Here is a 15,857-nt window from a genome sequence, read left to right on the forward strand (position 1 = left end):
CATGTTACCTAAACAACGCGTCGCCTGGGTAGAAGGCATGTTGATGGAACCGCAGCATTTCCAGCAGCAGGAACGTTTTTTCGAGCACTTGATTGAAGCGCGCTTGCGCAGCGTCGAAACCTTTACCTGGGGGTTCCTGACGCTGGAAATCGACAACGGACTATTGGAGCAGGGCAAGTTTGCGCTCAAGAAAGCCAAGGGCGTTTTCCCCGACGGCACGGCGTTCAGCATGCCTGAGGATATTCCGCTGCCGCCGCCGCTGGTGCTGGGAGAGGGCTGCCAGGGGAAAGTGGTGTGCCTGTCCGTGCTGATGGACATTGCCGGCAATGCCCAGATCGATCTTATCCAGGATGAGCGGAAAAGCAGCCGTTTTCGCACCATGGACGCCGACGTGCCGGATCGCAACCACGGCGTCAGCCTGGAGGGAACGCCACGCGTGTGCACGATGCAGCTGGGGAGCCTGGTGACGCGGCTAAGTCTGGAAGATGCGGTCAGCAGCGCGGAAAGCGTGCTGCCGGTCGGCTTCGTGCGCGAACTCACCAGCGATCGTCGGGTGCTGCTGGATGAGCGCGCCCTGCCGCCGATGCTGGATTTCCGCGCCATCGGCTGGCTGCCCGCATTCACCACCGAATTGCTTGGGCTGATCAGCCAGCGTCTGGAGTCGGTGTTCCGCCCGGACGTGCACATGACGATCGGCGGGCTGTCCGAGCTGTTGGAATTGCTGCTGCTGCAAACCTTGAGCGAGTTCAATTTGCGCATCAGCCAACTGTTGGCCAGCCCGCAGGTGCATCCAGAAACCCTGTTCGACACGCTGCTGAGCCTGTTGGGGCGGCTCAGCATCATTCCCGGCGGCGAGCGGCTCTGGGACCGGGCCGACTTGGTATATCTGCACGATGAACCGCACAACTGCTATTTCCAGCTGTTCGCCTCGATTCGCCGCGCGCTGTCGCTGGTGATCGAAGCGCCGGCGGTGGCGCTGCCGTTTATCGATCGCGGCGACAGCATCTACCTGTGCCCGAACGACTCGCAGCTGCGGCTGGAAAAACTGGTGTTTGCCGTCAGCTGCGGTTTGTCCATCGAGCATCTGCGCTCGTATTTCCCCGCGCAGGTCAAGCTGGGGCCGGTCGAGAAAATCATTCAGCTGATCGATCTCCAATTACCGGGCGCTCGCTTGCTGCCGATGGCTTCGCCGCCGCGGCACATACCGTATTACCCGAACAGCATCTACTTCGAGGTGGATCATGCCGACCCGATTTACAAGGAAATGATGGGCGGCTCGGCGATGGCGCTCAGCATCGTGGGTGATTTCCCGGACCTGCGTTTTGACGTCTGGGGATTAAGGCAAGGGAGGGTGGGATGAACGAATTCGAGAGGAAAATCCGCGAGGCGATGGCGGTAACGCGCAACAACGCGAACCCGCGTCTCCCCACGTCCGGCACGGTGGGCAAAACCACGGCGGAAATCGCCGCGCTGTCCTTCGGCGCGCGGGCGCTGGCGGCCAAGCTGCGGCCGGGAAGCGCCGGCGTGGCGGCGCCCCCCGAACATCCGGCGTATGAAGCGGAAACCGCCGCCCCGGAAAGCGCCGAACCCGCGCCTGGCGATCGCCAGGCCGATGCGGCGCCGACCTCGAGCGGGCTGTTTGGCCGCGCCGCGCTGAGCAAGCCCGGGGTGATGATGGGCCACTGGGACAACCCGCTGATCGCCGCCGCCATTCCGGTATTGCTGCAGGTGGAGCGGGTGCGCGATCAGAAGCAGCTGAACCCGGCGGCGGTGCGTGCGCAGATCGTGCGGGAGATTCAACAATTCCAGCAGACGTTGCTGGCAGATCACGTTGCGCCGGGCGATGTGGACAAGCTGGCCTATCTGCTGTGTTCCTACGTGGACGAGTGTTGCATGAGCACGCTGGAGTCCGGGGAACTGAACCTCAGCCTGCTGGTGGAGTTTTATCGCGATGCCTGGGGTGGGGAAAAATGCTTCGAGCACCTGCAAGAGTATCTGGCCGCCTCGCCGCGCAACAAGGAGATCCTGGCATTTTACGATCTGATCCTGTCGCTGGGGTTTGAGGGGCAGTTCCACGTGATGGAGCGCGGCGCGGTGCTGTTGGCCGACGTGCGCAATCGCCTTGACGGTTATCTGTACAGCCAGAATCCGACGCAGACGCTGGCCGATGCCGAACCGAGCAAAGTGGTGCGCAAGGCCACCCGTATCACGCCGCTCAAACTGCTGTGCTACGGCCTGGCGATAGCGCTGCTGGCGTATGCCTCGGCCGCCTGGTATCTGCATGACCAGTCCCGCGCGCTGCGCAACGCCATTCTGGCCTGGACGCCGCCGCAGCCGCGCAAAATCAACATTATGGAGACGCTGCCGCAGCCGCTGCCGCAAATCCTCAGCGAAGGGTGGCTGGAGGTGCGCGCCGATCCGCGCGGCTGGCTGCTGATCTTCACCTCCGACGGCGCCTTTGCCACCGGGCAGTCGAAGCTGTCGGAAGAGTTTAAAAAGAAACGCAACATTGAGCGTCTGGGGGAAGCGCTGGCACCGTGGCCAGGCGATCTGGAGGTGATCGGGCATACCGACAACAAACCGTATCGCAACACCTCCAACAACTCCAACCTGAAACTGTCGGAAGCCCGCGCGCAGACGGTGGCCGACAAGCTGCGGGAATCATTGGCCAACAGTAAATACAACCGCACCGTGACGTCGGTCGGCAAGGGCGATCAGGAGCCGCTGGACGACAACGCGACGGAAGAAGGGCGCCGCCGCAACCGCCGGGTGGACATCCTTTGGAAAATCGGCGAGAGGGAGATGGCTTCACCGTCTGCCACGTTGAATCAGGCAGGGGTAGCCGCCGAGGTCCCCGAGGATAACTAAGACATCCGTCGGCGTAGAGATAATAAGGAAATTATATGATACGTAGATCATTCATATTGGTGATTGCCTTGCTGCTGTGTGCGGTGGTGTGGTGGATTGGGCCGCTGATCGCCATCGGCACCTACCGGCCGCTGCTGTCGGTTTGGGTCAGAGGCATCATCATCGCCCTGATCCTGTGCTGGGCGCTGTGGCCGTTCGTGGCGACGTTTTTATCCTGGGTGTTCCGCCACGCGCGGGCGCCGGCCCCGGCTAAAAGAAAAACCGCGCAGCGAGATCGCGTGACCTCACGTTTTTACGACGCCTTGCGCACCTTGCAATACGTCGGCACGTCGAAGCAGCGCACCCCCTGGCAGCGTTTCAAATACCGCCTGACGCGCCGTTATATCAGCGAAAAGCCCTGGTTCCTCGTCATTGGGCCGCCGGGCAGCGGCAAAACCTCGCTGATCGGCGAAAGCGGCGAACGTTTCTTGCTGGCTGAACACTACGGCCTGCAGCAGACCGTGGACGTCGGGCCGACCCAGGATTGCAACTGGTGGCTGGCGGAGAACTCGGTGTATGTGGACACCTCCGGTGAATGGCTGCAGCTGAACGGCCTTGGCGAAGACGGCGCCAGGGCGCGCGATACCCTGTTCAAACTGATCAGGCGCCACCGCCGCCATCCGGGCATCGACGGCATCATGCTGTGCCTGGATGCACGCTGGCTGCTGCATGCCTCGCTGACGGAAAGAAAATCCGTCGCCGATGCGCTGCGCGTGCGCCTGCTGGAAATGGCCTCATGGTTCCGCTGCGAGCTGCCGGTCTATCTTACCATCAGCCACCTCGATCAACTGGTCGGCGGCGAGACCTTCCTGTCGATGCTGGGCGACGACCTGTTGCAAAAAGGGATGGGGTTCAGTCTGAACCGGGCCGAACAGGGCGAAACCCCGTTCGAGCAGTATGAAGATCTCTACCGGGAGATGGTGGCGCGCGTCAGCCATCACGTGCTCGAACTGCTGCACGATGCGCCGGATGGCCAGAACCGCCAACAGCTGCTGTTCTTCACCGAGTCGTTGGGCTCGCTGGGCAACCCGCTGTATTCGCTGCTGGAGCAGATTTTCCCGCAAACGCCGGTGGGCTACGCCTGCCATTTGCAACAGGTATGGCTGGGCAGCACCATCGCCTTGCCGCCGCAGGGCGCGATTTATAACGCGGAAGCGGCGGATATCTATGAAGCCCGTCCCACCGGGCGCATTTACCACCCAGAGCTGAATTACGCCAGGCAGGAGCGCGGGGTGCTGCAGCAGTCTTCTCACGCCAGGCCGCTCGGCAGCCGCATGAGTTCCCTGGGCCGCTATGTGCTGGTGCTGGTGCTGCTGGCGGTCTCTTTTAACCTGCTGGCGATGCGTTACCTGTGGGAGAGCGATTACATCTCTTACATTGCGGCGCGTTTTGACGAAACGAAGCGCATCGTGCGCGAAATACCGGTCACGAACCGCGTCAGCGACGATGTCATCGCCGCCTATGAGCAGTTGGGATACATGAACGCGCAGCTGGGCGGCGAGGTTTCGCCGGTGCCGAATCCCTATTTCGAGCACAAGCTGATCAACAGCGCGGCGCAAAAGACCTATCAACGCCATTTGCTGCAGATTTTCTGGCCGGCGGTGGAAAACTATATCGCGGACGAACTCAAGAATGACGTTTCGGCGTCCAATAAGGACGTCTACGGCACGCTGAAAGTGTATCTGATGATGGGCGAACCCTCGCACCGTTCCGCCGAGGCGCTGGTCGACTGGTTCATGACGCGCTGGGATAGCTTCATGCCGCAGGGCTACACCGACATGAACAAAGGCATTTTCGCTTACCACCTGCGGGAAATGTTCTCTCTGCCGAATGCGCCGGTCATGAAAATGAACGGTGATCTGCTGCGCCTGGCGCGGGTGAAAGCGATGAATATTCCGATGCAGGTCAGGGTGGTGCGCCGCATCGAAGAGAAACCGCTACCGGCGGCGATCAACGACATTTCGTTGGCCGATGCCGCGGGGCCGAACGTGTCATTGATGCTGCGCCGCAAGAGCCAGGCGACGGTCACCGATACCGCCGTGCCGGGGTTCTATACCCGCGCCAGCTACCGTGATGTTTTCCTGGCGCAGCTCGATGACGCCGCCAAAGACATGATCGAAGAAGAGTCCTGGGTGCTGCGCGACAGCGCGGAAGGGAAAAACGCGGTGAACTCGCTGGCCTCGGCGCAGAAGCTGGCCGACGAGGCGAGGAAGCTTTACCTCATCGAGTATGCCGATAAATGGGATGCCTTTATGCGCGACGTGCGCGCCCGGCCGGTCAACGGGCTGGAGGATGCGGCGATATTGGCGCGCCAGCTGTCCGATCCTTCATCCCCGCTGGCCAACCTGGTGCGTTTCGCCGCGCGTGAAACCAGCATGACCGGCACCAACCAGGGCGATGCGGCGAGCTGGTTCGATCGCCAGCGCAATCGTATTGAACAGCAGCGGCGTGACATCCTCGGCGAGATTTCCGGCGAGCGTGCGCGTTTTCGTCTCACGCCGGAACGCGCGGTGGAAGACCGTTTTGAGCTGCTTCGCCGCCTGGGGTATCAGCTGTTGCAGACCACCAACGCCAGCAACGATCCGCTGAGCCGCAGTTTCGAAGCGCTGTACAGCCAGCTGACCACGCTCTCCACCTCATTGCGCGGTGGCCAGGTGGTGCCCGCCGGCGGCACGCTGAAGCGGCTGCAGCTGGATGCGGCGCGTCAGCCGGAACCGGTGCGCAGCGTCATGATGGATCTGTTGCAGGTCGGCGACAGCCAAACGATCCAGCAGAGCCAGAAGAACCTGAGCAAAGGGGCTTCATCGCTGGCTTCCGGGCTGTGCAAGGGCAGCATCAGCGGGCGCTATCCGTTCTCGCGCAACGCCAGAGCGGAGGTCGGCATCGAGGACTTCTCGCGCATGTTTGGGCAGAACGGCGCCATGCAGCAGTTCTTCGATGAAAACCTGGCCGCTTACGTGGATGTCAACGCGCAGAAATGGAATGCCAAACCGGGGTCTGAGGGGATCGTCAATGCGAGCACGCTCGGCGCATTTGAAAATGCCCGTTTGATTCGCGACACCTTCTTCACCGCCGGCGACAAACTCTCGTTTTCCATGTTCATCAGGCCGCTGTCCCTGACGCCGACCATTACGGAAGCGACCCTGGACATCGATGGGCAGGTGATTAACTACAGCCATGGTTTTAGCCAACCCACGCGTATCGACTGGCCCGGCCCGAAAGGCGGCAGCTATGTTCGGCTGATCTTCCGCACCGGCACCGGCCAGATCCAGGTCGCCAGTTTCGACGGGCCCTGGGCCCTATTCCGGATGTTCGACGCCAGCAATCCCGTGCCGCTTTCCAGCGACAGGCGAGAGCTGACGATGTCGATGTCTTCGGTGGTGGGCGTGCTCAAACTGGAACTGCGCTCGACGATGAAAGATTTCCCACTTTGGTCACGGGCGTTGCGAGGATTCTCGTGCCCGAAAGCGATGTAAACACAACCGTAAAGAGGTGATAAACATGTTAGATCCAGCCAAAATTTTAGAAACCATGAAGGCCGGCGGCAATTTGGGCACCAACTCCCAATCGTCGCTGAGCCAGCCGTTTATGCAAGGCGTCAGCAATATTCAAATGTCGGGGCCGGATGCGGCCAAGTCGGTCATGAGTAACGTGACAAAATCTTGCGATGATATGTTCGGCAATATGAAGGGCATTTTTAATGGGTTGCAGTCGAATGTGAACGCACACCAAAAAATGCAAACGGGCGAACAGCCGAAAGATTTTAATGTTTCTATGGACGATCTTCGCCCGGCGATTGCGAAAGGGTTCCCGCACGAAATGGCGGACTTCTTTTCCAAAGTGCCGAAACTGTAATCTGCGACTCGGTGGGTAATTTACCGGGGGGCCGAAATGCCCCCTGGTATTCACAAGGAGAAGTGAGATGATCAACGAATGGATGTTAAGAAATGCCAACAAACGCATGGGCTTTTTTATTGTGGTGGTCCCCAGCCTGTTTTTTTGGATGATGCTTTTTCTGACCTTTTATCTTTTTTGATTCTTTGAGGTAAAAAAAAGCACCCGCTAAGGTGCTTAAAGTGAAACGAATTAAAAAATAGGAAGGGATGAAAATGCGTTATTACAGTTTTGAAATGATCTGCAATCCGCTGGAGATCAGCGCATCGACGGCCAGACCAATACCTTTACCGATGGTGCCGACAACGGTTTTGGCATCCGGGTTAACACCGGCAATCGCGGAAATGGTATCAATACCGGTTCCCACTGCACTGCCAATCAGTGTCCCTACGTCACCAAAAAAACCAGCACCGTTCACTTGTTCAATTTCAATTGCGGATAATTCTTTCATGATTGAAACTCCTTTTTCAGTTAGCCCTTTACTTCAGGCAATTTCATTATTGCAAATCAGGTCTTTTTTTCAACAGAAGTATTACTGTTTTTTATACTATTCTGTTGTTTGTTATTTTAATTTCGTATCGTTAGAGTATATATTGCCGAAGCCTGATTTTCGTCTCCCCCGTTTGTGCTGAATGAGGGATGCCGGTTTTTATTTTCAATCTGAATGACCTATATCCGAAGGGGAGTTTATGAAGGTTTTGACGACACCGGAAAGGCCTTTCCGCTATGAAGATCTGGCGGAAAAAATTGTCACCGAGGCCAGAAGCCGCTTGGGCTGCGCCGCTCTGCGATTTTTAGACTGCCTGATCCAGGGGTATGGTCCGCCGGTGATTGTCTTTGATATCTATAATAATCACGGTAAGTTGCAAACGGTGAAACTGATTCTCCCCATCGGAAGTCATAAGCAGTTAAAAAAAGATCACCTCGGGCTGATCGCCTGCCTGGAGGCTAAAAAACTGGTGAGGTTAAAAAAGATATAAACAATGATCCGCATCGGCAACGCCGATTGCGTTCTTCTTGTTTTTCGTCACATCGCTGAATAATCTCTGTCCCTGCCTGGATTCTCTTATATCCGCGGACGATGCGTTCGCTTTTTTTCAACCCATCAACGCATTTTTTTTGGAATCACTTATCGTCATAAAGTGTAGCTTTTCTTTATGCATTTTTTTTACAATAGGATTAATATGGTTATAGGGTTTTTTAATATGGCTTGTCGGGGGAAAGGTACATCTCGAGATAAAGCATTATGCCACCTTTATTCTAAGTAAAATCCTAATACATAATCGGATGCTCTTAACAATCAATACAGAGCCGTGTTATGTTCTATATTATGTTTTTTTTCGATATTTATCTGGATATATTGCGCTCTTGGAGTAAAATTAACTTATCAGAGAAAGCACTTGGCACCGTGCTGCCGATGGCAATGATGCACTATAAATATAACTTACGGTAACCCATTACCTTGTAAAACGCGGTGCTTCCCCGCGTCTTGCTTTTGTGTGCTCGCCAGGGCTGATGAGTTTATATCATTATATATAAAATACACTTTTTGCGAGGCGAAGACGTTTCCGTATCGCATATAACGCTTTTTTATTAAAAAGCATCTCAAAACTAAAAAATAATCACAGCAATCATATTGCAGTAAGGAGAGTGGGCAAGCGTAGTCAAAAGGGAGGTTTGTTTATGGAGCGCGTCAATATTGCTATCGTCGATCAAAATCAATTTTTCAAGCTTGGGTTGGGGCTCGCCTTGCAAGAGGGTTTTCTCCAGAATGGTGTCAAGGCCAAGATCACGGGAGAGGAACGGGCCAACATTATATTTCGGGCACCGGATAAGCGGGTGTCCATCAATTTTTGCCATACCCAGCTTTTGCAGGGCAATTTTTCTTCTATTCCGCTCTATTTTTCAATACTTGAGCATAAAACGATTTTTCCAAAAATCCATTGCAATCTAGAGGCCGGAAGCATTACGCGCAAAGACGGCGTGGCGGCGATCGTGGATAAGGTCATGTCTTGCTATCGCAAGAAAAACAGTTTGGTTTCAAGCTATTGCCCGCGTTGCCGCACCCAGTTGACCTTTAGCGAAGGGAAGGTGTGCCGTCTGATTCATCTGGGATACTCGCAAAATCAAACTGCGATGTTGCTCGGCATCAGCCCGAAAACGGTCAGCATTCATAAACGCTCTGCGATGAGAAAACTGAATATCGATAACAATATTGAATTCTTGCGCTGGTTAAAAATGCACAGCGACTCTTGTTAATGGAGAGGGGGGAAGTGACGATCTGATTCGGTATTTTTACCGGCGCGGGCGGCGATCGTTCATGGTTGCCGCCTGGCATGGAATCGGTTTTATAGGGAGATAAAACATGGCTGGTTTTGTAAGGGAAACGGTTTCCAAAAATCATTTCAAATTATTGCAGGACCTTTATGGCAGAGATCTGGGCGGGGAGCGTTTCCTGCACTGGAAGCATCTGCTCGATCCGCATTGTGATGCGCCAAGGGAGAAGACGGGCATATTCTACAAGGATCGGGAGCGTTATCTCGGGATGTTCGTTTCCAGCTTTTATCCCTTTAAGATCAACGGTGTTAATGTCAATGTCAATATGCTTGGCGATCTTGGCATCCATCGTCAGGTAAAGTCCTCCACCGTATTGAAAGATTTTTTCCTGCAGGCCAGACGGTCGGATGTGGCGGCGGATATCTGCTTTTCCGATGACAGGAAGATCCGGGTTTACGAAAAAATATTTAGAAAGTATTTAACAACCAATACCCAAATCTATCCTTATGTCGAATTAACCTTAAAGCCTGACAAGTTTATGGCATTTCGTTTTGCTGAAAGTGGGCTCGCACAGCAGGCAAGCTTCATCAATAATTTAGGGCGGGAAAAAGATCGCCGCGCCTTTGAGTATATTGAAAAACACCCCCTGTACCATAAAATTCATTATATCAACAAAGGCAGCCACTACGCCGTGATTGGCTGTTCTCATGAATGTGCCGAACTCTTGGATATTTCCAACCCTTCCAGGGAGTGTTTTTCTTGGGCCATCGGTGTGTGTCGGCATCTGCATAGCCGTTGCAAGGTAATGATCCCTCTCGCTTTTTATAAGTCGGTTTGCGCTCAGGCGGCGGAGGTCATTTCAGAAAAACGCATCAACATGCTTATCGGCTATTACTCACAAAAGATAAGCGACCTGATGCCGAAAGAGGTTTGGGTATGCCGCATGGATCGCCGTTAAGCAGGGCTTGTGTATTCTAAATGGAGTGTTTGTCATGGAAGAAATTCCTGTATCACCCTACTCAAAAGTTTTTATCGATGAATATGATCGCTATCCTGAAGGCTGCAATTACAACGTATTGGTGCTGCAGCGAATTGAGGGCGCGCTGGATCCCATCCGGTTGCAAGCCGCGCTGAATGCGCTGGTGCAAGATCATGTTCTGCTGAACAGCCATATTCATGAACAGGATGGCGAGCTGTATTGGCGCCGCAATGACGCAATCCATCCGTTGCAGCATTACACGGATCGCACGCTGCTGACGCAAGTGATTCGCCGGCCCTTCGATATTTACCGCGGGCCGCTTTATCGCTGGGCGCTATTCGCCGAGGGAGAGCGGCGCTATACCTTGGCGTTGGTCGGCCATCATCTGGTGATTGACGGCGCCTCTTCCGACGAGTTTTTCACCCTGGTGAGCCAGTACTATCGCCAACAACGGCTGGCGACGCGCGTCGAGGCGGCCGAGATCGCCGCCGTTAACCGGCAACTGCAACAGGAGGTGAAGCAACTGGCCGCCGATGGGGCGCTGGCGCATTGGCGCGCCGAAGCGGAAAGTTTGGGCGCGCTCGAGGTACCGTTTGAGCGAAGCGGCGCCGGCCGTGAAGACGAAGCGGGCGAGCTGCGCTTCCACTGTCCCAAAGCGCAATGGAAAGCGCTGAAACAGGCCTCGGGGATTCGGCGAGTGAATGATTTCCTGGCGTTGCTGGTGCTGTGGGGCATCTTGATGGCGCGCAGCGGCAATCAGGAAACGGTCTACATCAGCTATCCGGTGTCGATAAAGAAGGGGCAAAAATTTGCGCTCGGCGGCCATGTGAACACCAGCGTGTTGCCCCTCTCTTTGCGTGACGGCGCGAGTTTTTCCGACGTTTATCGACGGGCGCTGGCATTTATTACCGCCGCGCCGCCGCAGTCGCGCCAACGTTTTAACCAGCTGCCCACGCAAGAGGTGGTGCGGGCGTTGGGGATCCGCGCGTTGCCGATCTCCTTTGCCCAAACCAACTTGCGCGATGCGGCATTGCCGCTGGCCGATTGCGTCACCTGGCCGCTATTCGAAGCCAATCACGACATGGCCAGCGCGGCGCTCTCGCTGGAATACGAAGACCGGGCCGATATTGATGCGTTGCAGTTCCGGTTGCGCTTTCGCCAGGGCATGTTTGACGAGGAAGACATGCGCGACTGCGCGGCGCATTTTACTCGCCTGATGCAACAGGCGATGAGCGCGCCTGACGCCCCGTTAAGCCACATGGCCTTCTATCCCGCCGCCGACAGGTCACCGTCGGATAATGAGAGTCTCCCGCTGCCAGGGGAGACCCTCAGCGCCCGTTTTGAAGCGATCGCGCAACGCTACCCGGAAAATATCGCGCTGGAGTATGAGGGGCTGCGCGTCAGCTACCGTGAGTTGAACGGCATGGCGAACAGCCTGGCGCGCGAGATCGTGCTTCGCTATGCGTCGGTGACCGGGGCCGAGCCCCTGGCGGACTCGCCGATCGCCTTGTACAGCGAAAAAAGCCTGGAAATGGTCGTGGCGCTGCTGGCGGTGCTGAAAACCGGCGCGGCCTATGTGCCGATCTCCTGCCATTATCCTCAGGCGCGTATTCGGCATATTCTTGAGGAAACGCGGGCGGCCTTGGTGATTGCCGGGCCCTCTATGCAGACGGCAGCGGAAGCGTTGGCGGCGATGATGCCGCATCCCCAGGCCGTGCTGACACTGGGCGATCTGAGCCGTCTGCCGCATGAACGACATAATCTGCCGGTGGTCACCGCCGCCGAACGGCTTGGCGCGATCATTTATACCTCGGGGTCGACGGGAGTGCCGAAAGGCGTGATGCTCGAGCAGCAGGCGATGTGCGGGTTGGCGACCGCGTCTGGCATCGCGATCACGCCCGAAGATGTCTTGTTGTTCCTGTCCAGCCCGGCGTTCGACGCGGCGACGTTCGAAGTGTGGGGCGCCTTGCTCAACGGCGCCAAACTGGTGGTCATCCGCGACACGGAAGATATCGCCGGCGATGTGCCGCAGCTGGAAGCGCTGCTGCGTCGGCAGCAGGTGTCGATTCTTTGGGCCACGCGCAGCTTGTTCGATCATCTCTACCTCAGCAACCCCGATCTGTTTGCCGGGCTGCGCTATCTGCTGGTGGGCGGGGAGGCGCTGACCGCCACGCTGATGCAGCGCCTGGTGCGGCAACCCCACCGTCCGCAGTGGGTCATCAATGGCTATGGCCCCACCGAATGCACTACGTTCACCACGATGTACGCTATCGCTCAGGACGAAGCGCGCAGCAGCATTCCCATCGGCAGGGCGATACCGGGGCGTGAGCTCTACGTGCTGGATCGCTGGCGGCAACCGCTGCCGCCGGGCTTGGCCGGCGAGTTGTATATCGGCGGTTCGGCGCTGGCGCGCGGTTATCTCAACCAGCCGCAGCAAACCCAGGCGAGTTTCATCGAGTTGCACGGCCGGCGCCTATACAAAACCGGCGATCGGGTGCGTTGGCTGCGCGACGGCAATCTGGAATATCTCGGCAGAAATGATTGCCAGGTGAAAATTCGCGGATTCAGGATTGAACTCAGCGAGATAGAAAATGCGATCAATGCCCTGGAGGGCGTCGAGAAAGGCGTAGTGGTGGATGTCGTCCATCGGGAGAGCAAGCGCCTTGCCGCCTATTTGCTGATGGCGCGGGGCGTGGCCTGGGATCCTGCTGAGCTGCGCTCCCGGCTTGAACGCCGTTTGCCGGATTATATGGTGCCGTCCAGCTATGTGGAGATTGACGAGATACCGCTGACGGTTAACGGCAAGTTGGATCGCTCGGCCTTGCCCGCGCCGCAATTTGCGCAAAGCGGGCGTTATGCCGCGCCGGAGAACCCGCTGGAGGCGCTGATTTGTTCCCTGTGGTCGAACATTCTTGGCGTGGAGACCGTGGGCATTGACGACGACTTTTTCCGATTGGGCGGCGATTCGATCCAAAGCATTGTGTTCACCAGTGAATTGAGCAAGTCGGGTTACCACAGCAACTCGCGTGCGGTGTTCGAAACCAGAAATGCGCGGGCTCTGGCCCAGCGCATTCTGCGGCAGCAAGACGCGGTTACCGCGCTCAACGAACAGGGCGAACTGCAGGGCGAATTCGAGCTGCTGCCGATTCAGCGCTGGTACCGTGAGCTGGCGCCGAATCGCAGCGCCTTCTTCAACCAGACTTTTTTGGTGCGGGTACCGCCGATGTCCGCCGAACAGGTCGCCGATCTGGTGGCCGCGCTGGCGGATCAGCATGACATGCTGCGCGCGCGTTTTAGCGTCGATGACGCCGGCGTCATCGTGTCGCAGCGCTACCTGTCAGCGGCCGACGGCGGCCCTTCATGGGGCTACTATGACCTGGCGCTTTGTCGCCAAAGCCGCGCCGAGCTGCTGCGTCAATGGCAATCGGGGCTTGATCCGACGACAGGGCCGATATGCCGCTTCGTTTACATCTTTGACAGCCGCGCCCCCGGCTACGCGCTGATGTTCTGCGCGTTTCATCATCTGATCGTCGATGTGGTTTCCTGGCGCGTCATCGTCAGCGATCTGCAGCGGTTGCATCAGGGGGAATCGCTGCCGGCAAAAGGCACCAGCTACCGCCAATGGGGAGAATGGTTAAGGCAATACGCGGCAACCCGGCAAGACCAATGCGCTTACTGGCTGGCGATGATCGCCGGGCAGCCCGATTACGCCACGCTCAGCGGCGTGACGCAGGCCCCTGAATTTTGCCGCTTCGAGTGCGATGTGGCGTTGACCGCGCTGCTGATGGACGGTTGCCACCAGGCCTACAACACCTCGGTGCGCGAAGTGCTGTTAGCGGCCCTGGCGCCGGTGTTGCAGGCATGGCACGGCAGTGCGGACAGTTACCTCACGCTGGAACACCATGGCCGCGATATCAATGACGATAAGATCCGGCTTGAGGGTACCGTCGGCTGGTTCACCGCCTTGATGCCCTTGCGCATCACCGCGCACGAGTGCCAAAAAACCACGCTGCGCGCCATCAAGGACAGGCTGAGAAAGATGCCTGACCACGGTATCGGTTATTCGGCGCTGAAATACGCTTCAGCGCCGGGCGATGAGGTGCCGGCTTGCCTGCGGCGCCACCGCCTGCCGGCCATTTCGTTCAATTATCTCGGCGCGTTCAACGAGCAGGCCGACGACGCGTTATGGGCCTTGATCGACCAAACGGCGGATTTGGAAAATGGCGCGATGCCGGTCAGCGGCAACGTATTGGATCTGGTGCTTTATGTTCACGACGATCGGCTAAGCATCGTCATGTCAGGTCTGCTGCCGCATGAAACGCTGTCGCGGATCGGGTCGCACTATGTCGACAGCCTGTCGGCGCTGGTCGAGCACTGCTGCCACGAAGCCGGCAACGGCGTTTGTCTCGCCAGCCCGGGCGACTTCCCCCATGCCGACGTCAGCCTCGCCGAATTGGATCGCTGGCAGCAAAAGCATCGCCTCGCCGCCGTTTTCGAAGCCACGGTAACCCAGCGAGAGTTGATGTATTTCAACCGACTCAACCGCGAGTATCAGATCGATCAGGCGGTTTATGAGATCGCGGGGCCGTTGCAGCCGGAGGTGTTGAATCAGGCATGGGCGCTGGCGCTGCAGCGGTTTGAAATGCTGCGCGCCGGATTTGACGATCAAACCCGCCGCGGCCGGCCCAACGTCTTTATCTGCGAGACGCTGCAGGCGCCAATCGCGATGGACGATTGGTCGGATACCGCGCCAGCCTCTCTGGAGGAACGGATGGAGGCGCTGCTGGCCCGGGAGAGGGAGACCGCGTTTGAGCTGGATGCGCCGCCGTTGATTCGCTGGCGCCTCATCAGGTTGCATGCGGACGAGCACTATCTGGTGCAGACCTTTAACCACATTCTGTTTGATGGATGGTCGCTGGGAGTCTTGTTCGGCCAGTGGTTCAACGATTACCTCGCCCTGTTGGCGGGCAGGGTGCCGGCGCTGGAGATTAACCGATTCGAGCCTTTTGCCGCCCATGTGCGCACGCACGGCAATGATCCTGAGGCGCGGGCCTTCTGGGCAGACTATTTGCGGGATGCGCCGGTCAATCAACGCTTGCCGCTGACTGCCGCACCGCAGCTCGTACCGCAGGGGCGCCGGATGCGTCAGCATGGCGACGAATTCTCCAGCGCGCAGATGGCGCGCCTTACCGCGTTTTGTCGGCGGCAGGGGATCACGGTCAACCAACTGACGCAGCTGGCCTGGATGCTGGCGCTGGCCGAGGCGCTGGCTTGCGATGATATCGCCATCGGCACGACCATGAGCGAGCGCCCGGCCGACATTGAGCAGGTGCAGACGCTGTTTGGCCTGTGTGTCGCAAGCCCGGTGCTGCGGCTGCGGGCGATTCGCCGCCGCCCCCTTTATGAGCTGCTGGATGACATTGCGGATTCACAAACCTTCCGGCAGAAATACGCCTTTTCCGAACTGAATCGATACGACGAGAATTGGGTGCCCACCTCGCCGTTCGGCAGCCTGTTCGTGTTCGAAAACATGCCGAAACCGGCGATGGATCCGCGGCTGCCGTTTCAGTGCCGCGTGATGGATATCGTCAGCGGCAGCAATCACCAGACGGTGCTGTGCCTGTTCCCCGAGGCGGAACGGCTCGCCATTTCACTGTTTTATGATTCCCACGAGATCGCTCGGGAAAACATCGTCGAATTGGGCCGACGTTTTCTGATTATTGCGCTCGCGATCGCCAATCTCCCGCCCGACAGCGACATCTGCGCTGAGGACGGGATTATCCAGGCTGAGGAGGCATGA

Annotated in this window: 9 protein-coding genes; 8 read left to right on the forward strand and 1 reads right to left on the reverse strand. The window is 57.4% G+C overall.

Annotation, left to right across the window (positions count from 1 at the left end):
• Position 1 precedes the first annotated feature (1 nt).
• Genes tssK through HMPREF3138_RS00535 form a run of 4 tightly spaced genes read left to right on the forward strand, consistent with a single transcriptional unit; the run spans position 2 to position 6,762 of the window.
• Complete coding sequence (gene tssK / locus HMPREF3138_RS00520) at positions 2 to 1,360, forward strand: type VI secretion system baseplate subunit TssK (RefSeq protein WP_038872282.1); 1,359 nt, start codon at positions 2 to 4, stop codon at positions 1,358 to 1,360.
• Positions 1,357 to 2,868: a type IVB secretion system protein IcmH/DotU gene (icmH, locus tag HMPREF3138_RS00525; RefSeq protein ID WP_038872280.1), complete on the forward strand. Its 1,512-nt coding sequence runs from the start codon at positions 1,357 to 1,359 to the stop codon at positions 2,866 to 2,868. The genes tssK and icmH overlap by 4 nt, the downstream gene beginning before the upstream one ends.
• A gap of 35 nt (positions 2,869 to 2,903) precedes the next feature.
• Positions 2,904 to 6,383 carry a type VI secretion system membrane subunit TssM gene (gene tssM, locus HMPREF3138_RS00530; RefSeq protein WP_038872277.1) on the forward strand — a complete coding sequence of 1,160 codons (3,480 nt, stop codon included), beginning with the start codon at positions 2,904 to 2,906 and terminating at the stop codon, positions 6,381 to 6,383.
• Positions 6,384 to 6,408: 25 nt separating this feature from the next.
• Positions 6,409 to 6,762, forward strand: a complete 354-nt coding sequence (locus HMPREF3138_RS00535) for a DUF6277 family protein (RefSeq protein ID WP_004935323.1) — start codon at positions 6,409 to 6,411, stop codon at positions 6,760 to 6,762.
• 262 nt (positions 6,763 to 7,024) lie between these two features.
• Here the strand turns inward: HMPREF3138_RS00535 and HMPREF3138_RS00540 are convergent, their stop codons facing one another.
• Positions 7,025 to 7,252 (reverse strand): hypothetical protein, encoded by a 228-nt coding sequence (locus HMPREF3138_RS00540; RefSeq protein ID WP_019453435.1) that lies wholly within the window; start codon positions 7,250 to 7,252, stop codon positions 7,025 to 7,027.
• 238 nt (positions 7,253 to 7,490) lie between these two features.
• Between HMPREF3138_RS00540 and HMPREF3138_RS00545 the strand changes: the two genes are divergently transcribed.
• The 4 genes from HMPREF3138_RS00545 (at position 7,491) to HMPREF3138_RS00560 (ending at position 15,857) form a co-directional block, all read left to right on the forward strand.
• Positions 7,491 to 7,781, forward strand: coding sequence for a hypothetical protein (locus HMPREF3138_RS00545; protein WP_038872271.1), 291 nt, complete (start codon positions 7,491 to 7,493; stop codon positions 7,779 to 7,781).
• A gap of 703 nt (positions 7,782 to 8,484) precedes the next feature.
• Positions 8,485 to 9,060 carry a helix-turn-helix transcriptional regulator gene (locus tag HMPREF3138_RS00550; RefSeq protein WP_038872267.1) on the forward strand — a complete coding sequence of 192 codons (576 nt, stop codon included), beginning with the start codon at positions 8,485 to 8,487 and terminating at the stop codon, positions 9,058 to 9,060.
• A gap of 106 nt (positions 9,061 to 9,166) precedes the next feature.
• Positions 9,167 to 10,036 (forward strand): hypothetical protein, encoded by an 870-nt coding sequence (locus HMPREF3138_RS00555; protein ID WP_038872265.1) that lies wholly within the window; start codon positions 9,167 to 9,169, stop codon positions 10,034 to 10,036.
• A 34-nt stretch (positions 10,037 to 10,070) separates the two neighbouring features.
• Positions 10,071 to 15,857, forward strand: coding sequence for a non-ribosomal peptide synthetase (locus tag HMPREF3138_RS00560; RefSeq protein WP_038872262.1), 5,787 nt, complete (start codon positions 10,071 to 10,073; stop codon positions 15,855 to 15,857).

It is taken from the genome of Serratia sp. HMSC15F11, assembly GCF_001808215.1.
Classification (GTDB): Bacteria; Pseudomonadota; Gammaproteobacteria; order Enterobacterales; family Enterobacteriaceae; genus Serratia; species Serratia nevei.